The organism is Paenibacillus sp. GbtcB18, assembly GCF_019091125.1.
GTDB classification, from domain to species: domain Bacteria; phylum Bacillota; class Bacilli; order Paenibacillales; family NBRC-103111; genus Paenibacillus_F; species Paenibacillus_F chitinolyticus.
On sequence record NZ_JAGXJX010000001.1, the window covers coordinates 952,929 to 976,034 of the forward strand.

Here is a 23,106-nt window from a genome sequence, read left to right on the forward strand (position 1 = left end):
TTATGAAGATAGACAAAAATGTCAGAGGCGCTAAACGAATTGAAACGCTGGATTATTTAAGAGGGTTTGCGCTGCTCGGAATCATTTTCATTAATATCGGCCAGTTGGTTTTCGCGACAACGGACAGAACCGCCGCGTATACGGCTGTCAATACGTTTATGAACATAGCTGTCAGTCACCGTTTTTTTGTTATCTTTTCCTTTCTTTTCGGAGTAGGATTTTATCTCTTCGTATCCCGGGCGAAAGAACGGGGAGACCGTGCCATGCTTTTGTTTACGCGGAGGCTCCTGCTGCTGCTGGCGATCGGTCTGGTGCATCACTTCTTCCAGCCCGGAGAAGCACTTTTGATCTATTCGATCCTCGGGTTTCTGCTGATGCCTTTCTTTAAGCTCAAACCGGCCGTCGTGTTTTTGACGGGTTTTATCCTGACAATCGCCGGATGTTTTACGGTGTTTCTTCTGGAAATCTGGGGACTGTTTCTGCTTGGACTATGGGCGGGACAGATCGGACTTTTCCGGCAAACGGACCGCTACCGGCGCGGTTTTCTCATTACAATGACCGTGTCCTTCTTGTTTCTTGTCCCGTCTTACTATGTACAGGAAGAAATTCTCGAGCGGACGGGGATGGTCGATGTGGCCTTTGCGGCAGGCGGTCTTTCGTTCAGCGTGTTTTACGTCACGGCTCTTACACTGATACTTAGGAGCCGTCTGGCTCAGCGGTTGCTGGAGCCCCTTAAGTATCTGGGGAGAATGGCGCTGACCAATTATCTCATGCAGACCGTGATAATCTTGTCGCTGAGCGCGCTCTTTAACTGGCCGGAGCGAATACATTCCAGTCAACTGGCTTTGACGGCAGCGGGTATCCTCCTGATCCAGATGGCCGCGAGCACGTGGTGGTTCCGCTATTACCGCATGGGACCCGTAGAGTACGTGTGGCGGCTGGGGACGTACGGGAAAAAATCCGTCCGGCATTCCTCCGGTATGAGCGAGACGACTGTAAAGGGATAACTCTTTCCGATGTGCACCTCAATTGTTAGACACATTCTAACAATTGGAGGTGCATTTTTTTGGCGTTTCCTTTCAGCAGCATAGAATCAGTGCCTTAAGAACCTTATCTAACGAAGCTCATGGCGAATCAGAAGGAAAGGATGAGAGAAAATCATAAAAACTCAGTTGATCGGTATTGACAATCTTGTTTTTTACAGGGTAAGCTAAACATGCGCGAATGAGCATAAATGAACAATATTGAACATGAATTGCGCATTTCATTTTTGAAGGAGAGTGGCTTAACGGTGCTGGCTGCGGAAAGGAAATTAAGAATCGTTGAATATGTCAGGCAGCATAGAGCCGCATCGGTCGCAGCGCTTGCGTTGGAATTCGGCGTCCACGAAGCGACGATCCGCCGCGATTTGGCGGAGGTCGAGCAGGAAGGGCTGCTTAAACGGACGCACGGAGGCGTGATTGTGGAGCAATCCGCTCACAACGAGCCGTCTTTTAACGAAAGAACGAATGTGCAGCTGGAGCAGAAAATGAGAATCGGCCGGTTGGCCGCAAGTCTGGTCGAGGACGGGGACCATGTTATCATCGATTCCGGCACGACTACCCTGCATATCGCGAAAAATTTGGTCCACCGCTCCAATATCACGGTCGTGACCAACGATATCAACGTGGCGGCCGAGCTGCGCGATTCTCCCGGCGTGAAAGTCACGGTAACGGGCGGGGAGCTGTATCCGTCGAGCTATATGCTGAACGGGATGTTCACGGATCACGTTCTCCGCTCGCTTCACGTGTCCAAGGTGTTCCTTGGAACTCCCGCCATTCATCCGAAGCATGGCCTGATGCATCCCGAAGCCCAGCTCGTACTGGCGAAACAGGGGATGATCGCGGCGGCGCAGGAAGTTATTGTCGTCGCCGACGAGACAAAAATCGGGAAGCTGTCCCTGCACAAGGTCGCGCCGATAGGGAGCGTTCATACGCTCATAACCGGCAAAGAGGTGCCGGAATACGACCTGAAGCTGTTTCAGGATTCCGGCGTTCATGTGATGACCGTCTAACTTCCGGTGAACCTTTCGGGGTCGTCTTCCCGGCGGCCCGGAAATTTTCATAGAACCGCACAATTTGAAAACGGAGGTGTGATCGTTAGTGAGTATTGCCGCAGCAGAAACCGTAAAATCGCGGACTTTCCGTCTGACGGAGCCGCACATTGTGAAGGAAACGATGGTGCGGAGAGCCGTACCCGACGGTTTTGCCGTCGTGGAGCCGACGATCGCCAGTATCTGTCACGCCGATCTCCGCTATTTCGGAGGCGCTCGGAAACCGGAAGTGTTGGCCCGGAAGCTGCCCATGGCCCTGCTGCACGAGGGCATCGGGAAGATCGTGGAAGGAAGCCGCACGGATGCGCAGCCCGGACAGAGGGTTGTGATCGTCCCGAACTTGCCCGGGAACCTGCTTCTCGAGCTTCCTCCCGAACAATGCTGTCCGGCCTGCCGGGGCGAAATCGCCGATAACTACTGCAGCCGCGGGAAGTTTCTCGGAAGCGGGACGGACGGCATCGCCCAAAGCCGGCTAGTCCTGCCGGGCGCATGCGCGATCCCGATTCCTCCCGCCGTGCCGGACGGGATTGCCGTGCTCGCCGAGCTTTGCAGCGTATCGTACAGGGCACTGCGGCCTGTGAGCCATCTGCTTCCCCGCGCGCAGGTAGCGGTGTTCGGGGACGGGCCCGTCGGCTATCTTACGGCCGCCATGCTGCATCACGCGTTCGGCGTGGGCCGGGACCGGCTGACCGTATACGGAGCCGTCAGGGAGAAGCTCGACGAATTCGCGTTTGCTCGTACGCGGATGGTCCAGGAAACCGATTTTGGAGCCGTTGACAAGGCGGAACTGGTGGTGGAATGTACAGGCGGGAAGTTCAGCGAAAGCGCGCTTAATCAGGGAATCGACCTTCTGAATCCGGGAGGGCATCTCATTGCGATGGGTGTAAGCGAAGAGCGGGTGCCGATCAATACAAGGGATGTGCTGGAAAAGGGGATCACGCTGTACGGCAGCAGCCGCAGTTCCGCGAAGGATTTCGAAGAAGTGCTGAAAGTGATGGAAAAGCCGGAATGCCAAGCTGATTTAAGGCGGCTGCTTCCGGAAGAATATGTGGCGGTGAGCCGGGCAGACGACTTCGCTGGCGCAATGGAATCTGCTTTGGCCCACCGGGACTGGAAAAAAACAATCCTCGACTTTCGCTGGTGACACAGCGGAAGCCGTACCCGGATTGTACCACAGAATCCGGCGGTTGTTAACGGCACGGAGGCTTGCCGGCCGGAGAGCGTTTTTCCGGTGTCCGGACAGGACCGTGCCGCTTGCGCAAAGCAATTATGTAAGCGCTTAATTTATTATGCGTTGGCATGGACAGACTTGTGTGGTTCTACTCGATTTTCTTTAGATCAAGTTTACTTATTCTTCATACGGCAATGACATTAAGCAAACATAACGCGTTTACAATCAAAAATGATCACGAATGAACAATTTTGCGCAAATATGAAAGTGATTAGATTAGAAAGCAGCAAGAGTGAAAATTGACGGGGAGGACTGTTCGTGGCATCCATTGAATTTTCGCAGGTGACGCAAGCCTTTGACAAGAACGTCATCATCAAAGATTTGAACCTGAAAATCGAGGACGGAAAATTCACGGTTCTGGTCGGGCCGTCCGGCTGCGGAAAAACGACCCTTCTCAGAATGATCGCGGGACTCGATTCCCAGACGGCCGGTTCGGTACTTATTAACGGCAAAGACGTGACGCGCGTCGCGCCCGGACAGAGGGGAGTGGCCATGGTTTTTCAAAACTATGCGATTTATCCCACCATGTCGGTCAGAGAAAACATCGAATTCGGCTTGAAAAACAACAAGGTCGGCAAGGAAGAACGCACGCGCCTTGTGGAGAGTATTTGCGAGACGGTCGGGTTAAAGCCGTATCTCGACCGCAAACCTTCCACCCTGTCCGGCGGTCAACGGCAGCGGGTCGCCTTGGCTCGGGCCATGGTCAAGAAGCCTTCCGTCTTCCTGATGGATGAGCCGCTGTCCAATCTGGACGCGAAGCTCCGTGTGCAGATGCGCATCGAGCTTATCGAAATGCACAAGAAGCTCGGCACGACATTCGTATATGTGACGCACGACCAGGTCGAGGCCATGTCTATGGCAGACACAATCGTGCTGATGAATCACGGACGCATTCAGCAGGAGGCCGCACCGGAGGTCGTATACCGGCAGCCGAGCAACCTGTTTGCGGCCCAGTTTATCGGCGTTCCGCCTATGAACATCGCTGAACTGGGCGTAGAGAACGCCAAATTCGGCTTCCGCCCGGAAAGCGGACGATTGTCGACGCACCGTCCCCAAGCCGATTATGTCGTCCGCGGGACGATCGTCACGAGGGAGATGCTCGGCTCCGAAACGATCTATCAGGTAAAAACGGCGGCAGACACGTTTATGATCAAATGTACGGAAGACCTATTTAGCGCGGATCAGGAGGTTTATGTCGGTGTCGAAGCTTCCGGGATCTTTTTCTTCGGGGCGGATGAAAACCGGATCGATCCGCATGATGTCCGGTTCAACGCCTATATGAACGTGCTTCAGGGACAGCGAAATGGATAGGAAGAAACTGTGGGAGATTTTGCGTCCGTATGTCATGATTTTTCCGGCTATGGCCGGTATATTCCTGTTCGTCATTTATCCGGTTTTTTATCTGATGAAACTCAGTTTATACAAGTACAACCTGCTCAATAAGGACAAAAGCAAGTTTATCGGGCTGGACAATTTCAAGCAGATTTTGTCCCGCGAAGACTTTTACGGCGCGCTGGGCAATACGGTCGTATATACGGCGGGCGTTGTGATTTTTACCCTGGTGATCTCGCTGCTTATCGCCGTCTGGCTGAACAAAAAGACACGCTTCAACGCGATCGTGCAGGCGGGGATTTTTACGCCTCATATTATCTCGATCGTTTCCGTGGTTGCTTGTATGGATGTGGCTGATGGAACCGAGCCACGGGATGCTGAACTACGTGCTGAAGCTGGCAGGACTGCCGCCTTCACCGTGGCTGCAAAGCTCCCGCACGGCGATGTTCTCGGTCATTCTCGTCTCGGTCTGGCAAAATATCGGCTATTACACGCTTATTATCGTAGCCGCTCTGCAGAGCATACCGCCTACCATTTATGAAGCGGCGGCGCTCGACAATGCCAGCAAATTCAAAGTGTTTACGAAAATCACCCTGCCGCTCATTTCGCCGCAGCTCTTTTTCATCCTGATCATTATGACGATCGGCTCGTTCAAAGTGTTCGATACCGTCAAAATTATGACCGGGGGAGGGCCGAACAGCGCCACGACTACACTCGTGTATTACATCTACGAATTCAGAACGAACAGTATCGGATATGCATCGGCAACCGGGGTGGTGCTTATGGCGATTATCGCCGTCCTGACGTTCGTCTACTTCAAGCTGCTTTCGAAAAAAGTCCACTACCAGTAGACAATGAATTTCTTGCCGGCTGGTTTTATTAGCAAAAGGGGGTGCGCATGCCTTGAAAAAGGAGCCGCTAACAGTCGCCCGGACGTTCGGGGGGGTGATGAAAGCCGTTATCCTGATGATCTTTATTGTCCCGTTTTTGTGGATGATCTCCACTTCGCTTCAGACGTTCCAGGAAACGCTGGCTTTCCCGCCGACCTGGTTCCCGTCCGTGCCGCAGTGGATCAATTTTGCGGAGGCGATGAAGGCGGGGCCGTTTCTGACCTATGCCAAAAACTCCGTGATCATTACTTTCACGATTATTGTCGTGCAGATGATCGTCATGATTCCGGCCGCATACGCGTTCGCGAAATACAAGTTCCGGGGCAAAGAGTTTATGTTCGGCCTGGTGCTGCTGGCGTTTATGATTCCGGGGCAGGTGACCTTCATTCCGGTTTATCTGATGCTCGCGGATTGGGGGCTGATCAAATCCCTCTGGCCGCAGATTATCCCGTTCATGTCCAACGCGTTCGGTATCTTTCTTCTGCGTCAGTATTTTATGCAAATCCCGCAGGAGATCATCGAATCCGCCCGTCTGGATAACGCGAGCGAGTTTAAGATTATCTGGAAAATCATGATTCCCATGTCCATGCCGGCTCTTGCCACGATAGCGCTTTTCAGCTTCGTCAGTCATTGGAACGATTATTTCTGGCCGCTGGTCATGACCGATTCGGCGGCGGTCCGTCCGCTTACGATGGGGATCGCCATGTTGAGGGAAACGGAAGGCATCAGCAACTGGCATATCATTATGGCGGGGAATGTGGTTCTGGTCGTTCCGATTCTTATCGTGTATCTTTTTGCATCCAAGCAGATTGTAAAAGCGTTCGTTTATTCCGGGATTAAATAGCGGAATATTTCATAAAAATCGATCTTTCAAACGGAGGAATTCCATATGAGGAAGAAATTATCCGCGCTCGTTTTATCGGCAGCCGTCTTTACAGGCTTGCTATCGGGCTGCTCGGGCACCGAAAACTCCCAGGGTACTGTTGCGGGCGAAAAAAATCCGACATCTGCGTCCGGTAAAACAACGGTTCAGTTCTGGCATTCCCTAGGCGGGAAAAACGGGGATTATATCAGCGCGATGATCAAGCGTTATAACGAATCCCAGGATAAAATCGAAGTCGTCGGCACGTTTCAGGGCTCGTACGACGAGACGGTTACAAAGCTGCAGCAGGCGGTCGCGGCTAAAACGGGGCCGGACGTCACCATGCTGGAACGCGCTTATGTCGAAATGTTCGCGGATTCGGAAGTGCTGGAAGACATGGCGCCTTTTATGAAAAAAACGGGTCTTAAAGAAGAAGATTTCACGCAAGGACTGATGGGGCACTCCAAATTCGACAACAAGCTGGTGTCGCTTCCGCTAAACCGTTCGACGCCGATCCTTCATGTCAACAAAACGATGCTGGACGAAAAAGGACTTTCCGTCCCCAAAACATGGGAAGAGCTGAGAAAAACGGCAGAAGCGCTTGTCGTCAAGGAAAACGGGGAGTTCAAACGCTACGGCTACAGCATGCCTTACGACACGTGGTACCCGATCGCGATGATTTCCCAGGCGAAGGGAAAATTTTTTAACGACGAGGCCACGTCCATCGGATTCGCCGGGGGAGAAGGGCTGAAGACGTTTAAGTTCCTCAAAGACCTGCAAAGCACGGGAGGCTTGTACTACCCGCCTGCACAGGATTCCGGCAACATCGTCAATCAGATGTTCACGAGCGGCAAAATCGGCATGATGTTCCAGTCGACCGGCGTCATCGGAAGCTTGAAGGACAGTGCCAAGTTCGATTATGTGACGGCGTATATGCCGATGGACCAGACTTACGCGACACCGACGGGAGGAGCGAACATCGCCTTGATGGCCGATTCCAAAAACAAGGATGCCGCCTGGGAATTCATTAACTGGACCATGACCGATCCGAAAGGGGGGCTGCAGTTTATTTTGGACTCCGGTTATCTTCCTTTTACCCAAAAAATGGCAGAATCGCCGGAAATGAAAGACCTCTGGGCCAAAGAGCCTAACCGAAAAGTGGCTTACGATCAGCTGCAATATGCGGTCGATACGAACAAGCACGTCGCGTGGACACAGGTCATGCAGGAGTTTTTCAAAGCGATGCAGGCCATTATGTACGACAACAAAGATATTCAGACGACGCTGGATACGTTCAAGAAAGAAACGGAGCGCATTCTGAAAAAGTAAAATTTTATACCGAAGGGAGTCTATACCTTTATGAACATGGCGTCTGCTTCTGAAATAACCTCCCGGCTGCTTATCGCCGCACATAGGGGCTGGAAATCGGCTTATCCGGAAAATACGCTCCTCGCGTTCAAGGAAGCGCTGCGTCCCGGTGTCGATATGCTGGAGTTTGACCTCCGGCTTTCCAAGGACCGGACTGTCGTCGTTATTCACGACGAGACGGTGGACCGTACCACAAACGGAAGCGGACGAGTCGGCGATCTTACGCTTGAAGAACTCAAACGGTTGGATGCGGGCGGCTGGTTCGGCAAGGAATACGAAGGTCTTAAAATTCCGACGCTGGAGGAACTGTGCGTGCTGCTCGCCGACTATCCCGATGTCCTGCTGAACGTGGAAATTAAACCGAGTCCGGACGGGATAGAGGCTGCCGATGCGGCTGTCGCCATACTCCGAGAGTACGGTTATCTGCCACGCTGCTTTTTTACAAGCTTCGATGCGGCTATCGTCACTCATCTTTATGATACGTACGGGCTCAGGACGCAGGGCTTTCCCGGCGAGCAGATGTCCAATTACGTGGAGGGTCCGGAGGGAACGATGTCCAAAATGTGGGCGGTCGGAATCAGCATGAAGCTGCTGACCCCGCAGCTGGTGCGGGAGTTACAGGACGCCGGGCTGAAAGCCTGGTGCTACTGCCCTGACACGGCCCGGCAGGTGTATTACGCGCTCGGATGCGGGGCCGAGCTGCTGACCGTCAACGACTTGCTGCCTGCTTTGGAGATCAGGAAGACTATAACCGGAGGTGCAGGATGAAATCGTACGATCTGTCGGGCAGCATGGTTCGTCGCCGGGGAAGGTCCACCTCAAAAAGCTTGGCCAAATTTGCGGTCGCCGCTCTGATTTTCACCCTGCTCCCCTGGGCGATGCCCGGAGCGAATGCGGCGTCTCTTACCTCCCGGATGTTTGATTTGTCGGCTCCGGCCGTTGAGCGGATCAAAGACAAACCCTTGCACAACGGCACGGTGATGCAGTCATTTGCTTTCGATAACGTCAACCGGCATATTTACGCGATCCAGCTTATGGCCGGCGGCCAGCAGCTTCCGGGGGAAGCGGCGCCGGTCAGCGGCTCCGCGCGCGATGCGGCGGGTGATCTGGTTCTGACCCGCCTGGATTCCACCGGCAGCGAGCTCGGCCACATGGTACTGAAAGGCTTCGGGCATGGCGTGCAGATCGGCGTGGAAACGGTCGGCGCTAAAGCGTACTTGTGGACGGAAACCGATGCCGTCACGGAAGGCAGCAGCGGCTGGGGCACGCAAATCGCCCGTTTTCCGTTCGAAAACGGCAAAGTGCTGACACCGGCTTCCCCCGAGCTGCGGAAGTTCCGGCTCGTGGAAGGAGCGGACCGGACGACCGTCAACATCGACGAAGCGAACGGACTGCTGACGATGCGCTACCGGCTGAACGGCTCCTTCCGGTTCGGCGTGTACGATCTCGAATCGGTCAAGAGAGGCGAGTATACCCCGCTGGCCGATGTGCCGCAGCCGATGGTCGGCACCTTCCAGGGCTTCGCTTCCTACGGTGACTACTTGTATCTGCTGGAAGGCAATTCGTACGGCTCGCCGGGATCGTCTCCGCCTGCGGGCAATACATACTTGACGGCCGTGGATTTGAACACGGGAGCGGTCAAGGACAAGCAGCTCGTCTCCGCCGGAAGCTCCATGACGTTCCGGGAGCCGGAGGGCTTGGCGATCTCGTTCGGAAATCCGTGCAAGCCCGGTAAAGCGGAGCTTAACATCGGATTCGCTTCTGACTTCACGCCGAAACGGCTCGCCAACATCTTTTACCTGGACCGGCTTCTGCCGGAGGCGGCCCTGGTCAAGGGGCACGTCCCTTATAAATAGAAGAAAGCGGACCGGGAGGTCCGTTTTTCTTTGTGCTATTAATGAAGAAATGCAGGAAAAACTATTTGCTTCCAGGATGCGGAGGGATTTCATGAAGCTTGAACGTCTCGATCCATAATCTACATGCTGCTGAATCATGATGTGGTGTCCCCTTCGGTTATGGCCGAGAAATACAACGACACGGAACTTACCACAGGGGAAATCTCTCGGCTATGCTGCGCCAAATCGGCCAGTCTTCCATTATGACCGAATATGCGTTATACTGGTACAATGAATAGTACGTGAACGGAATGAGGATGCGACTGACGCGTCCTTTTTTTAATGAAGAGGGCGGTTGATTTGCCCAAATCTCCGATCAATCAACCTGCGAATCCGCAGAATAGCTGAATGCGCAGGCGAGGAGGATGCCCCATGCACATCGAAAGCGATGACCGGTTTCTCCGTCACATCGAGCTGATGAGGGACAAAGTCCCCTCCTGGAAGCGGTATCCCTTCGATCTCCATGCGGTCCGGGGCTTGGACCGACTTGTTTTTCACCCGAAGGTAACGTATATCGTCGGCGAGAACGGCACAGGCAAGTCCACGCTTATGGAAGCGATAGCGACGGCATGGGGGTTTAATCCGGAAGGCGGGACGCTGAATTTTTCTTTTGCCACAACCCCCACGCATTCCGAGCTCCACGAGTACATCCGGCTCTCCAAGGGCGTAAGGAAAGCTCGCGACGGGTTCTTTTTCCGGGCGGAGAGTTATTATAATCTGGCTACGAATATCGACGAGCTTGACGCGGCTCCATGCTCCCAGCCTCTCATCAAAGACTCGTACGGGGGCGTTTCACTTCATGAACAGTCGCATGGGGAATCGTTTTTTGCCGCTTTTGTTCACCGTTTCGGCGGTCAAGGCCTTTACATTCTGGATGAACCTGAAGCCGCGCTGTCTCCGCTGAGACAGATGGCCATGCTTGCGCGCATGCACGAGCTGGTGGGCCGGAACTCCCAGTTTATCGTTTCGACTCATTCTCCGATCCTGATGGCTTATCCCGATGCTGTGATGTATCACCTGTCTGCGAATGGGATCGAAGAAACAACGCTCGAGGAGACGGAGCATTATGTGATCATGAAGCGATTTCTGAATAATAAAGAAAATATGCTGCGGGAATTGTTCGGCGAGTAGTGTGAGGTGGACGGAGCGGACGGGGGCAGCCTATAAAATGGCAGATGTTCTAAAGCCCTTGTGTTACGTTTGGAATTTTGGCACAATGATAGAATGTAAAGCTGTGATCGCCTTTTGGCGAGGATGAAACCGGCTGATATGTTTTGCTGAAAAGAGGAGTACGAATGAACAAACCATCCATCTATGGATTAACATTTGATCAGTTGACCGCCTGGCTGCAGCCCTACGGGCATAAGAAATTCCGGGCTTCCCAGATTTGGGACTGGCTGTACCGGAAACGCGTGGCGAGTTTCGCCGATATGACGGACGTGAATAAAGATTGCCTGGGACTGCTGGAAGAGCACTTTGTCCTCCAGACGCTGGAGGAACACGTGAAGCAGGAATCTTCCGACGGGACCGTCAAGTTTCTGTTCCGGCTTTCCGACGGAAACCTAATCGAAACGGTGCTGATGAGGCACAAGTTCGGGTTATCCGTCTGCGTCACGACCCAGGTCGGCTGCAATATCGGCTGCAGCTTCTGCGCGAGCGGCCTGCTTAAGAAGAGCCGGGACTTGTCCGGCGGCGAAATCGTGGAACAAATCATGAAAGTCCAGTTCTATCTGGATAAGGCAGGCAAGGAAGAGCGCGTAAGCCATGTCGTCGTAATGGGGATCGGAGAGCCGTTTGACAATTTCGAAAATCTGTCCGATTTCCTGCGTGTCATCAAAGACCACAAGGGACTTGCGATAGGCGCCAGACACATCACAGTCTCTACAAGCGGGCTTGCCGACAAAATCGTCGAGTTTGCCGATTCGGATCTTCATGTGAATCTGGCGGTTTCGCTGCATGCGCCGAACAATGAGCTGCGTACGCGAATCATGAAAATCAACAAAGCGATTCCCATTGAGAAATTGATGGAAGCGATTGATTATTATTTGGGCAAAACCAACCGCAGACTCACCCTGGAATATATTCTGCTTAAAGACGTGAACGATGCCCGGGAGCATGCGGAGGAACTGGCCGAATTGATCGGAGACCGCCGTTCGTTGGTCAACGTTAACCTCATTCCGTACAATCCGGTCGATGAGCACAGTCAGTACCAGCGGAGCGAGAAGGAATCCGTGCGCGCTTTTTACGATATTCTGAAAAAGCGGAATGTAAGCTGCAGCGTGCGGCTGGAGCATGGAGCGGATATTGATGCCGCCTGCGGGCAGTTGAGAAGCAAGCAGATCAAAGCGACCGGTTAAAGGAAGAAGCCGGACATAAAATGAATCGGAAACATAAAGCGTATCCCTGCCGGGATACGCTTTTTTTGGCGGACCGCGTGCAGTTTCCGGTGTACGATCGGATACGGGGGCAGCGCAGTTGCAACGGGCGAAGCGGGATTGCTGCAGGGAGGGGATTGTCTGCCTTATGCGGAAATGAATTTTTCTTCGCTGGAGTCGATGGACCGGCAGCTTCACGTGTACGGCAGATCGGTTTATATTATAGAAGCAATTGCGTCAAAGCTGTCCGGAGGGGCGGCTTATTTTCGTTGGGAGAAGGACAACCGTCCAGCCACTTAACGGCTTGGTTTTGGATAACGGGGTCCGCGGGCCGCAAAACTCTTCTTTTTTGTACAAAAAAATTCTCGCTTTTGTCCATTGCCCAGAAAAAGGATGTCGCTTAAACTGAATTTTGTGATAATGAGAATCAATATCACTGATAAATGCATCGCCAAATACTAACGTACAGGGTGGCAGGTATGATTCAGCAAAATGCAGCAAGGGAAACGCAAGCAGCTTCATCCGTTCCGCTTCGCACCCGTCCGCTGGCCGCAGCCCTTATTCTCACAGCGGGGATTCTCCTCCTGGTATTGGGGATAGGGGTATCGGTTTCGTTCGGGGCAGCCGACATTTTATTCTCGACAGTGTGGGAAGCTGTCTTTCATTTCAACCCGGAATCTACACAGCATCAGATTATCGCCGATCTGAGGATGCCGCGCGTGCTGGGCGGCGCCATGGTAGGGGCGAGCTTCGCGGTAGCCGGAGCGATCATGCAGGGCATGACGAGGAACCCCCTCGCGGACTCGGGCCTTCTCGGCCTGAACGCGGGCGCGGGCTTTATGCTGGCGCTCTGCTTCGCTTTTTTTCCGGGCATGGCTTATTCCAAGATTATCCTGATGTCGTTTCTCGGTGCGGCCGGCGGGGCCGCGTTGATTTACGGGATCGGCTCCATGGCCAAAGGCGGCTTGACGCCGTTGCGGCTGGTTCTCGCGGGAGCGGCTTTGAGTGCGCTTCTTTCCGCGCTGAGCGAAGGGATTGCCTTATATTTTCATATCGGCCAGGACATCGCTTTCTGGTATGCGGGAGGCGTAAGCGGAACTACGTGGGTTCAGCTCAAGGTCATGCTGCCGTGGTTTTTGGCCGCGCTGCTGGGCGCCATCGTGCTCTCCCGTTCGATTACAATGCTCAGCCTGGGGGACGAAATCGCCAAAGGATTGGGGCAGCGGACCGGACTCGTTAAACTGGGCGGCACGGTTGTTGTTCTCATCCTCGCGGGAGCGTCCGTCTCCGTTGTCGGAGCGGTAGGCTTCGTCGGGCTGATCATTCCGCATCTGACGCGCTATCTGGTCGGCGTGGATTACCGCTGGATCATCCCGTGCTCCGCGGTGCTCGGCAGCCTGCTGGTCGTCGTGTCCGATCTGGCGGCCAGAATGATCCATCCCCCTTACGAAACACCCATCGGGGCGTTGATCGCACTAATCGGGGTTCCGTTCTTCCTCTACCTGACGCGCAAAGAAAGGAGGGAGCTGTAACGTGAACCTGAATCTGGATTACTCGCCCATTATGGCCCATGAGAAAAAGCGGAAAAGAAAAAATATCGCGATTCTCGTTATTTTCGGATTGCTTCTTGTTCTTACGTTTGTCATCAGCATGAACATCGGCTTTATCCGGCTTTCGCCCATGGAGCTTTTTAAAACGCTCATCGGAGAAGGATCGCGGAAGCAATCCTTGATCCTGTTCGATTTCCGGCTTCCCCGCATTGTGCTTTCGATGCTTGCGGGGGCGGGCCTGGCGATATCCGGGGCCATTTTGCAGGGCATCTCGCGAAATGCGCTGGCCGATCCCGGAATTCTGGGCATCAATGCCGGAGCGGGGCTGGCGGTTCTGCTGTTTATCTGCTTCTATCCCGCTGCGGCCGCAGCCCCGGTCTTCCTGCTTCCCGTACTCGCTCTGGCGGGCGCGGGCGCGACGGCGGTGCTCATTTATACGCTTGCGTTCAAGCGTAACGAAGGGCTGTCTCCAACCCGGCTCCTGTTGTCGGGTATCGCCGTGGCGGCCGGAATCAGCGCCGCCACGATCGTGCTGACGCTGCGGATATCTCCGGAGAAATACCAGTTCGTAGCCACTTGGATGGCGGGAAGCATTTGGGGTACGACCTGGAAGTTTGTGCTCGCGCTCCTGCCCTGGATCATTATCCTGTCGATCTACGTATTCTGCAAAGCGCGGGTGCTCGATGTGCTCAACCTGGGCGATCAGCTGGCCTCGGGACTTGGCGCTCCCGTGGAGAGGGAGCGGTTCCTGCTCCTCGCTTCCGCCGTCGGTCTTGCGGGCTCCTGCGTTGCGGTAAGCGGGGGAATCGGCTTCGTCGGGCTCATCGCCCCGCATCTGGCCCGCAGACTGGTGGGACCGGGCCACAAAGTCCTTCTCCCGGCCGCAGCCCTTGCCGGAGCGCTGCTTGTATGCGCAGCCGACACGCTCGGCCGCTGGGTGCTGCAGCCTTCCGAAATGCCTGCCGGAATTGTGGTCGCGGTCATCGGCGCTCCTTATTTCTTGTATCTGCTTGCGCGGTCCAAGACGGAGTAGAGGAGCCTGCCGGCTTCTGCCGCCAAGGATGGTTTACAGAAAGAGAGGTGCTTTATGCTCCGCCGTTTTTTTGCCTACTACAAACCGTACAAAGGCTTGTTTATGCTCGATTTTAGCTGCGCAATTATAGCCGCCTTACTTGAGCTCGCTTTTCCGCTGGCGGTCAACCGGGTCATCGACGATCTTCTGCCGAGCGGCAAATGGGAGTGGATCGCATGGGGGTGCGTAGGCCTTCTCGGCATTTATGTGATCAGCGCCGCCCTGAATTACGTCGTCACTTATTGGGGGCACAAGCTCGGGATCAATATTGAAAGCGATATGCGCACCAAACTGTTCAACCACGTGCAGAAACTTTCTTTCCGCTTCTTCGATAACAACAAGACGGGGCATCTCGTTTCGAGGATGACCAACGATTTGATGGATATCGGGGAGATCGCCCATCACGGGCCGGAGGATTTGTTTATAGCCGTGATGACCCTGGCGGGGGCATTCGGCATTATGCTAGGCATCAATTGGAAACTGGCTGTTCTGACTTTTATTATCGTGCCGGGAATGATCTTGCTTTCGCTGTATTTCAGCCGCAAAATGTCGCTCGCTTTCGATAAAATGTTCGAATCCATTGCGGATTACAACGCCCGGGTGGAGAACAATGTCAGCGGCATCCGCGTCGTTCAAGCTTTTACGAACGAGAATTATGAAATCGCCAAGTTCGCTTCCAACAACGGGCAGTTCAGACGGAGCAAGCTTCTGGCTTACCGGATTATGGCCTGGAATTCATCTATCAGCTATCTGCTGATGAAAATCATTTCTTTGTTCGTTCTGCTGTGCGGAACATGGTTTGTGCTGGCGAAACAAATGAGCTATGGCGAATTCATTGCCTTCGTGATGCTTTCGAACGTGTTTCTCGGACCGATCAAACAGATCAATTCCGTGATTGAAATGTATCCGAAAGGGATCGCCGGTTTCAAAAGATATCTCGAAATCTTGGAACTTGCACCCGATGTCGCCGATGCTCCGGATGCGCGGGACGTTGACCGGGTTGCCGGTAATATCCGGTATCGGAATGTGAGCTTCGGATACGAAAACAAGGAAAAGGTGCTGGAAGGACTGAACCTGTCTATCCGGCCCGGGGAAACGGTCGCTTTCGTCGGCCCTTCGGGTGCGGGTAAAACGACCTTGTGCAGCCTCCTTCCGAGGTTTTACGAAGTGACGGGCGGCGCCATCACCATTGACGGCATCGATGTCCGTGAGATGAAGCTGGAATCGCTGCGTTCCCATATCGGAATCGTCCAGCAGGAAGTGTTCTTGTTCGACGGCACCATCCGTGAAAATATCGCTTACGGCAAGCTGGGGGCTTCCGACGGAGAAATCCGGGAGGCGGCGAAAAGAGCCCAGCTCGAAGAGCTGATCCTATCCCTGCCCGAAGGGCTGGATACGCGGATCGGCGAACGGGGAGTGAAGCTCTCCGGCGGACAGAAGCAGCGGCTTTCCATCGCACGCATGTTTTTGAAAAATCCGCCGATCTTGATTCTCGACGAGGCGACTTCGGCACTGGACAGCGAGACCGAAGCGGTCATTCAGGAAGCGCTCTGGGAGCTTTCGAAAGGACGGACAACGCTGATTATCGCGCACAGGCTCGCTACGGTGAAGCATGCCGACCGGATCGTCGTAGTCTCGAAAGAGGGCATCGCCGAACAGGGAAGCCACGAAGAACTGCTCGCCGGGGGCGGTGCCTACAGCAAGCTGTACGCGGCGCAATTCGGCGCCGAGCTGCTTAACAAGCTGGGAAGCGCAATGCCGCGCGAAGAACGAGCTGCCGGCACGGTTTAAGATCACGCTTCGCGTACTTGCCGGGTGAGGCCCGGAGTTGGAAGCGCAAGCTTTATCCGGCGGCATATGTCTCGTTGTTTTACATAAAGAGCAGACGAGAACTTACGGGATTACAGGGAAGGACGCTGGTCGTCTCCTATACGGAAAAGCAAAACCAAGGAGGGAATATCCGATGACGTTAGTACAGGAAAGGCTGCATACTTCCGGCCTGCATATCGGTTACGGGGATCTCAGTATCGTAAACGATCTGAACATTTCCATTCCGCAGGGTAAAATAACCGCACTGGTAGGCGCGAACGGTTCGGGGAAGTCGACGATCCTGAAAACGATGGCGCGGCTCATGAAACCGGCTTCGGGCGGCGTGCTGCTCGACGGGGTGTCGATTCACAGCAAATCTACGCGGGAAGTGGCCAAAGAACTGGCCATTCTGCCGCAGAATCCGTCGGCGCCTGCCGGGTTGACGGTTACGGAGCTGGTCGCTTACGGCAGGTACCCCCACCAGTCCGGATTCGGCACGGTTAGTTCGGAGGATAAGCGCGTGATCAGCTGGGCTTTGGACGTAACGGGGATGATGCCGTTCCACGCAAGACCCGTGGATCAGCTTTCCGGCGGGCAGAGACAGCGCGCCTGGATCGCCATGGCGCTCGCCCAGCAGACCGATATTCTCTTCCTGGACGAACCGACCACTTTTCTGGATATGGCCCACCAGCTTGAAGTTCTTCAACTGCTGCATAAGCTGAACAGCGAGGAGAAGAGAACGATCGTGATGGTGATTCACGATCTGAATCACGCTTCCCGGTACGCCCAGCATATCGTGGCCATCAAATCCGGCAGCGTGATTTGCGAAGGTTCCCCCGCTGACGTGATGAACCAAGATATGCTGCGCGAAGTGTTTTCGATTCATGCGGACATCGTAACCGACCCGCGCACGGGAGTTCCGCTGTGCCTGCCGTATGAACTGGCGCCGGAAGCGTGACAAGGCCCTGTACGAAACAAAACCTGCCGATCTATTTGTGATCGGCAGGTTTTTCAGCTTTCTTCTGGTTTGCGGCCGGGTCGTAAGCCGCCATGAGGGGGGACGATCTGCTCTTGGTCGAGCAGACGGGGGAGTTCGTCGAGGAATTTCTCCGTCGTCGTGGCGTCTGCGAAGTTCCACTCGTCCGCTTCGACCGCGCAGCAGCGGCCGCTTCGGACCGCGCGAAGCTCCGTCCAGAGAGGAGACTTCATGAACTCGGTGGCGGCGCTGCGGCTTCCGGTATCTGCGGGGAGCAGCATAAATATCCGGTCGCCCGCATAATCTTTGATCTCTTCCGGCAGAAGTTCGAGATAAGACAGTTTCTTATCGAGAAGTCTGCGCGTCCTGCCCGCAGGCCGGAAACCGTCCGGATGATAGAGCATGGAGGACAGCCCGATGGTGCCCATCACAAAAAAGCGGTCTCTTGCGAATGTGAACACGGATGCGGTCTCGTCCGGCTGCAGGGAGGCCTGAAGCCGGCTCCACATGGCGGCGGCTTTCTTCTCATAGCGGGCGAGCCAATTTTCCGCTTCCCGGCGTCTGCCGAGAATTGTCCCCAGCAGTTCGATCCGCTCGTCAAGCGGGGCGAAAGAGTCAAACGTGAGCGTGGGTGCGATCCCGCGAAGCGTGTCATATTGCGATTCGTCATCGCTGGAGACGATGATAAGGTCGGGTTTCAGCGCCTCGGTCACGGCGGGATTGATCGGGAAGCCGATATCCTTGACGGGAGACTTAAGGCGGCCGGTCTGATTAATCCACGGATAGCCTCCGCCTATGGCTTCCACGCCGAGAACGGCGAGATCGCCGAATGTTTCCCCATTGTAAATGATCCTGCGGGGGAGTGCCGGAATCTCGACCTCATGACCCGTCCAGTCTTTAATACGGGTCCGCTTTTGCACGGATTGGCTGTATTGTCTCGGTGTAATGCCGGTCACCTGCCGGAATCGGCGGTTGAAGTAATATTCGTCGGCAAAGCCGACCCGTCTCGCGATTTCCCGCAGAGGTTCCCGTGTAGCTTGAAGCCATTCCTTGGCTTTCTCGATTCTAAGCTCATTGAGGTAATCCAAGGGCTTTTTCCCGGTCAGCTCCTGAAAGATCGTGCTGTACTGCCAATGGGGGACACGGGCCTGCTCAGCCAAAAATTTTACCGTGATGGGCCGCCTGTAATGCTCCTGAATGTAGCGGATGCTGTTCTCCACCGCGTGTGTGCAGCTTGAAGGCTCGGGGCTGCTCACGTTGTGTTCCAGCAGGAAGCCCATCAATTCCTGAAACTGAAGCTGCCGGTAAAAGTGCTGAAGTTCTCCGGACGGTCCGGACGGTTCGGACTCCGTCAGCAGATCGGCAAGACGCACGGCTCTGGCGAAAGGATAGACGGACCATTCCACGCGGCCCCGAACGAGCGGTTTCAGGTACAAAGCCGTATGGGAGCCTCGGGAGTAAACGATCCGGCACGTGATACGGTAGTACGTCAAGGACCGGTCGCTGTCCATCCTGAGCCGGTAGGAAGTACCGGGCGGAATCATATAGCATTTGTCGGGAGCGCAGAAGAAGGTTTCATCCGCCACTCGCAGCGTGCCGGTGCCGGCGCTGATGAGCAGAAGAGTATGTATATCCGGTTTTTCGTTCCCGTCAAATTCGGGCACCGCCGCCGGTTCGCAAGTACCGGGTATGATTTTGTCGGCGGCCGTGAACTGGAACAGGAGAGAACCGAGAGAAAGAGAGCCGGATTCCGAAAGGGTCATGATATCACATCCTATATGAAATTGATAATCATTATCAATCAAGTCCATTGTAACTAAAACAAAGAAGCTTTTCAACAGAGGTTGAAAGCTTCTTTTTAAATGAACCGCTGGGTTGTTACGCTGCGGAAGGGCGTTTGCCGTCAGGGCAGGAAGGCTTATTTTTTGAGCAGAACCGGAATTTCGTTCAACAGCCATTCCCGCGTAGCCGCGTCGCTGCCGGACTTGAGAATGTCAAGCGTGTAGACGTGTCCGTTCTTCACGGCCGGAAGATCGAGCCAGATCCGGCTTTTCAGAAGTTCTTCCGTCGACTGCTGCGCTTCTTTGTCTACCGGGGTCAGAATAAAAATCCGGTCCCCGGCTATTTTGGGAAGTACCTCCGGTGAAATTTGCTTGAAGCCCGCTTTTTCGTCCAGCACATCCTGGATCGGCGGAGTCGGCAGAAATCCGTTTTTGTCGTAAAGAACCTGGGAGAGTCCTGTGCTTGCCATCACAAACAGCCGGTTGCCGGGATAATAAGTGAAAACGGAAGCCGTCTCGCCGGGTTTTATTCCCGCGTCACGTAGGGTCTTCCACATCGCTTCCGAACGTGTTTCGTAATCGGCCACCCATTTTTCCGCCTCGGTTTTTTTGCCGAGAAGATCTCCGAGCTGAAGAAGCCGCTCCTTCAGGGGCAGGAACGTATTGAACATGAGCGTAGGCGCGATTTTGCTTAACTGCTCGTATTCTTTCTCGTCGGTACTGCCCGTGAGGATAAGATCCGGGCCCAGCTCCAGCACTTTCTCCAAGTTAATGGGAAAACCGATGTCCGTAATGTTCTTATGCTTGTCCGCATATACCGTGCCCGTGAGCCAAGTGGTTGCCGTCCCGACGGCCTGTACGCCCAGTGCGTCCAGATCGCTGAACGTCTCTCCGTAAAAAATGACTTTCTTGGCGGCGACCGGAATTTCGGCCGTATGCCCTTTATAATCCGTAACCTTGCGGGGAGAAGCGGCGGATTTATCGGCAGCGGCGGTGGGGGTGCCGGCAGGATTCGCGGTTTGGTTGCTTGCGGTATCGCCGGTTTTCTGGGAACCGGAGCCGGCGCATCCGCTTAATAAAGCGGCGCTTAGTATCGCCGTGAAAAATAAGGTAGAAACAGGTCTTGCCAGGTTCATGAGTGGGTCAGCCTCCATCGGTCATATATAACGATAATGAGAATCATTATCGGTTGATGTTATCATAGCGTACCCGGATGCGGCCGACAATGGACAAATCCGTGAGGCGGCTTTTGATTTTGTACAAAAACGTCGGCGAAGTCCCACACGTTCTGCCGAAAAAGGATGACAAGGTCATTTTAAATCGCAATTGGATGAGCAAACAGCCGAATCATCGTATTCTTCCTTCACATCCATCCTTCGGTCCCCATCTAACCGTATCTGTGCTAAGATTTTCTCAATAAACGAATGAGAGAGGGGAACACAGGATGAACCCGATAAAATTTGGCAGTCTTGTCGTTACAGCCACGCTTCTTATGGGGTCTTCCTTTGCAGTCGGCAAAATGGGACTCGCCTACGTTTCGCCGCTGCTGCTTGTGGGAGTCCGTTTTACGCTGGCCGGGGCTCTGATGGCCCTGTGGGTCTTGAGCACAAGAAGGCGAATGCCGCGGACAGCCGCGGGGTGGGGGCGGATCGCCTTGATAGGGCTTTTTCAGACGACGGGAGTGATGGCGTGCATTTTTCTGAGCCTGAGAACGATATCCGCCGGAGAGTCGTCGCTGCTAACCTTTGTGAATCCGCTGCTGGTCGTGCTGCTGGGCACTCTTTTTCTCGGGATGAAGTACCGGTGGTCCCAGTGGGCCGGCGTTGGGATCGGATTTCTCGGAGTCGCGGTGACGCTCGGGCTGCAGCTGGATTTAAAAACAGGCACCCTGTTCGGGCTGGGCTCCGCCGTATTCTGGGCGGCCGCGACGCTGCTCGTCAAACGCTGGAGCGCTTCTTTCGACATCTGGGTTATGACCGCTTTTAAAATGCTGGCCGGCGGGCTGGCGCTGCTTGTACTTGGTCTGCTGATGGAAAAGCCGCTTTTTGTGCTGAATGCGGTTTCGATCGGGATCATTCTGTATCTCGCGGTACTGGGTTCCATTGTGCAGTTTGCGGCCTGGTATTATCTGCTGAGCAGGGGAGATCCCGGAAAGACGAGCGCGTTTCTTTTTCTGGCCCCGTTTTTCGGCGTGCTTTCGGGCTGGCTGCTGCTGGGCGAGGCCGTCCGCTCCTATGTGTACGGGGGAGGTCTGCTGATTCTCGCCGGCATCTTTCTCGTAAACTGGGCGCCTGCCAGAACCGGTGCCGGGTCGGCCCGTTTTGAAGAAGACCGTTCCGCTTGATCAGCCGAGTGTCCGGTTCCTAAACCAAAATATGGAGAATAAACCTGTAATCCGGAACCTGTTTTTAAGGGCGGGAAGGCAGTATGATGAACACGGGATTGCAATTAGGAAAAGGGGGATCATGGATGATGAACCGCAAGCGGCTTTCCTTGCTCTTATCCGTATTTCTGCTTCTCAGTCTCTTCTCGTCCTTTGTGCTCGGCGGGACCGCCGGAGCTTCTTCCGCCAGCAATTGGGTGCCGGTCTGGAGCGATGAATTTAACGGTCCGAACGGATCGGGACCGGATTCTTCCAAGTGGAATCTGGAAACCGGAGCCGGCGGCTGGGGAAATAACGAGCTGCAGCATTATACCAACCGCACGTCCAACGCTTATCAGGAAAACGGGAATCTGGTCATTCAGGCGCTAAAAGAAAACTATAACGGCTCGGGGTACACGTCCGCCCGTCTCACGACGCAAAATAAATTCAACCTGAAATACGGGCGGGTGGAAATGCGCGCCAAGCTGCCTTACGGGAAAGGAATCTGGCCCGCTTTCTGGATGCTGGGCAAAGACATCGGTTCCGTAGGCTGGCCCGCCAGCGGCGAGATCGACATTATGGAATATGTCGGCGCCCTGGAGCCGAACCGCGCGTACGGCACTTTGCACGGACCGGGCTATTCCGGCTGCTGCGGCCTCTCCGGTTCGTATCTGCATCCGAAGAATTTGAGCAGCGACTACCACACGTTCGCTTTGGAGTGGGAGCCGGGCGTGTTCAAGTGGTTTGTGGACGGCAAGCTGTTTCACACGAGAACGCTGGCCGATGCGGGCACGAATGACTGGGTGTTCGACAAGGAATTTTTCTTCCTGCTGAACCTCGCGGTAGGGGGCAACTGGCCGGGTTACCCGGACGGCACGACGGTCTTCCCACAGAAATATTACATCGACTATATCCGTGTATGGCAGCGCGCGGGAGGTTATAACGTCGTCGCCCTGAAATCGGAAGCGAACGGAAAATACGTGACTGCCGAGCATGCGGGCGCCAGCCCGCTGATCGCCCGTTCTCAGACCGCCAGCGGCTGGGAGAAGTTCGAGCTGGTCGACCTCGGAGGCGGCAAGGTCGCCCTGAGAGCGCTTATCAATAACCGGTACGTTTCCGCCGACAATGCGGGAGGAAGCCCGCTCATCGCGAACCGGGAAACGATCGGCACCTGGGAGACGTTCGAGCTCGGGAAGACGGCGGACGGCAAGCAGACGTTAAAAGCGCTGGCGAACAACCAATATGTGTGCGCCGACAACGAAGGCGCGAGCCCGCTGATCGCGAACCGCGCCACGGCCAGCAAGTGGGAGAGTTTCGTATTGGTGAAGCAGAATCCGTAAACGGCCGATTCCCGGCCAAACGGATAGGCAAAGACAGGACTTTCCCTGGAGTACGGGGAGACTCCTGTCTTTTTCGTGCCGGTAAACCGGCAGGAAGCGAATACCGCAAGTGCGGACCAAGGTACTTTGAAGTGCCTAAGGTGCGCCAAAGTACCTATCGAACTTTAAAGT

19 protein-coding genes and 2 pseudogenes are annotated in these 23,106 nt (G+C 54.6%); 19 read left to right on the forward strand and 2 right to left on the reverse strand.

The window, feature by feature from the left end; translation table 11 throughout:
* Positions 1–2: 2 nt before the first annotated feature.
* From KVT34_RS04365 to KVT34_RS04445, 17 genes and pseudogenes are all read left to right on the forward strand, one after another.
* Complete coding sequence (locus KVT34_RS04365) at positions 3–1,007, forward strand: DUF418 domain-containing protein (protein ID WP_217556864.1); 1,005 nt, start codon at positions 3–5, stop codon at positions 1,005–1,007.
* Between the two features lie 284 nt (positions 1,008–1,291).
* A complete protein-coding gene (locus KVT34_RS04370; RefSeq protein WP_217556865.1) occupies positions 1,292–2,053 on the forward strand; it encodes a DeoR/GlpR family DNA-binding transcription regulator in 762 nt (253 codons plus the stop codon).
* A gap of 88 nt (positions 2,054–2,141) precedes the next feature.
* Entirely contained in the window at positions 2,142–3,236 is a 1,095-nt protein-coding gene (locus KVT34_RS04375) for an alcohol dehydrogenase catalytic domain-containing protein (protein ID WP_309244061.1), read from the forward strand.
* A 345-nt stretch (positions 3,237–3,581) separates the two neighbouring features.
* Entirely contained in the window at positions 3,582–4,634 is a 1,053-nt protein-coding gene (locus tag KVT34_RS04380) for an ABC transporter ATP-binding protein (RefSeq protein WP_217556866.1), read from the forward strand.
* Positions 4,627–5,506, forward strand: a pseudogene (locus KVT34_RS04385) (carbohydrate ABC transporter permease). The gene KVT34_RS04380 and the pseudogene KVT34_RS04385 overlap by 8 nt, the downstream one beginning before the upstream one ends.
* Before the next feature lie 97 nt (positions 5,507–5,603).
* The gene (locus KVT34_RS04390; RefSeq protein WP_217557276.1) at positions 5,604–6,389 is read left to right on the forward strand and encodes a carbohydrate ABC transporter permease; all 786 of its coding nucleotides are present in this window, start codon (positions 5,604–5,606) and stop codon (positions 6,387–6,389) included.
* Positions 6,390–6,434: 45 nt separating this feature from the next.
* Positions 6,435–7,736, forward strand: coding sequence for an ABC transporter substrate-binding protein (locus KVT34_RS04395; protein WP_217556867.1), 1,302 nt, complete (start codon positions 6,435–6,437; stop codon positions 7,734–7,736).
* Positions 7,737–7,766: 30 nt separating this feature from the next.
* Positions 7,767–8,543, forward strand: coding sequence for a glycerophosphodiester phosphodiesterase family protein (locus tag KVT34_RS04400; RefSeq protein WP_254634523.1), 777 nt, complete (start codon positions 7,767–7,769; stop codon positions 8,541–8,543).
* A complete protein-coding gene (locus KVT34_RS04405) occupies positions 8,540–9,631 on the forward strand; it encodes a phage baseplate protein (RefSeq protein ID WP_217556868.1) in 1,092 nt (363 codons plus the stop codon). The genes KVT34_RS04400 and KVT34_RS04405 overlap by 4 nt, the downstream gene beginning before the upstream one ends.
* A gap of 170 nt (positions 9,632–9,801) precedes the next feature.
* Positions 9,802–9,909 (forward strand): annotated as a pseudogene (locus tag KVT34_RS04410) (DinB family protein); the annotation flags it as partial.
* A 178-nt stretch (positions 9,910–10,087) separates the two neighbouring features.
* A complete protein-coding gene (locus tag KVT34_RS04415; RefSeq protein ID WP_483311427.1) occupies positions 10,088–10,801 on the forward strand; it encodes an AAA family ATPase in 714 nt (237 codons plus the stop codon).
* A 164-nt stretch (positions 10,802–10,965) separates the two neighbouring features.
* Positions 10,966–12,027, forward strand: a complete 1,062-nt coding sequence (rlmN, locus tag KVT34_RS04420) for a dual-specificity RNA methyltransferase RlmN (RefSeq protein WP_217556871.1) — start codon at positions 10,966–10,968, stop codon at positions 12,025–12,027.
* Positions 12,028–12,165: 138 nt separating this feature from the next.
* Positions 12,166–12,345, forward strand: a complete 180-nt coding sequence (locus KVT34_RS04425) for a hypothetical protein (protein ID WP_217556873.1) — start codon at positions 12,166–12,168, stop codon at positions 12,343–12,345.
* 179 nt (positions 12,346–12,524) lie between these two features.
* Positions 12,525–13,577 carry a FecCD family ABC transporter permease gene (locus KVT34_RS04430; protein WP_217556875.1) on the forward strand — a complete coding sequence of 351 codons (1,053 nt, stop codon included), beginning with the start codon at positions 12,525–12,527 and terminating at the stop codon, positions 13,575–13,577.
* Positions 13,578–13,608: 31 nt separating this feature from the next.
* On the forward strand, positions 13,609–14,628 hold the full coding sequence (locus KVT34_RS04435; protein ID WP_217557282.1) for a FecCD family ABC transporter permease: 1,020 nt from the start codon (positions 13,609–13,611) through the stop codon (positions 14,626–14,628).
* 54 nt (positions 14,629–14,682) lie between these two features.
* Entirely contained in the window at positions 14,683–16,458 is a 1,776-nt protein-coding gene (locus tag KVT34_RS04440) for an ABC transporter ATP-binding protein (RefSeq protein WP_217556878.1), read from the forward strand.
* Between the two features lie 172 nt (positions 16,459–16,630).
* A complete protein-coding gene (locus KVT34_RS04445) occupies positions 16,631–17,434 on the forward strand; it encodes an ABC transporter ATP-binding protein (RefSeq protein ID WP_217556880.1) in 804 nt (267 codons plus the stop codon).
* 53 nt (positions 17,435–17,487) lie between these two features.
* Here the strand turns inward: KVT34_RS04445 and KVT34_RS04450 are convergent, their stop codons facing one another.
* A complete protein-coding gene (locus tag KVT34_RS04450) occupies positions 17,488–19,215 on the reverse strand; it encodes an ABC transporter substrate-binding protein (RefSeq protein ID WP_217556882.1) in 1,728 nt (575 codons plus the stop codon).
* A gap of 155 nt (positions 19,216–19,370) precedes the next feature.
* Positions 19,371–20,369: an ABC transporter substrate-binding protein gene (locus tag KVT34_RS04455; protein WP_217556884.1), complete on the reverse strand. Its 999-nt coding sequence runs from the start codon at positions 20,367–20,369 to the stop codon at positions 19,371–19,373.
* A 308-nt stretch (positions 20,370–20,677) separates the two neighbouring features.
* Here KVT34_RS04455 and KVT34_RS04460 point away from each other — a divergent pair, with 308 nt between their 5' ends.
* Entirely contained in the window at positions 20,678–21,577 is a 900-nt protein-coding gene (locus KVT34_RS04460; protein WP_217556886.1) for a DMT family transporter, read from the forward strand.
* 125 nt (positions 21,578–21,702) lie between these two features.
* On the forward strand, positions 21,703–22,935 hold the full coding sequence (locus tag KVT34_RS04465; protein WP_254634524.1) for a family 16 glycosylhydrolase: 1,233 nt from the start codon (positions 21,703–21,705) through the stop codon (positions 22,933–22,935).
* Positions 22,936–23,106 lie beyond the last annotated feature (171 nt).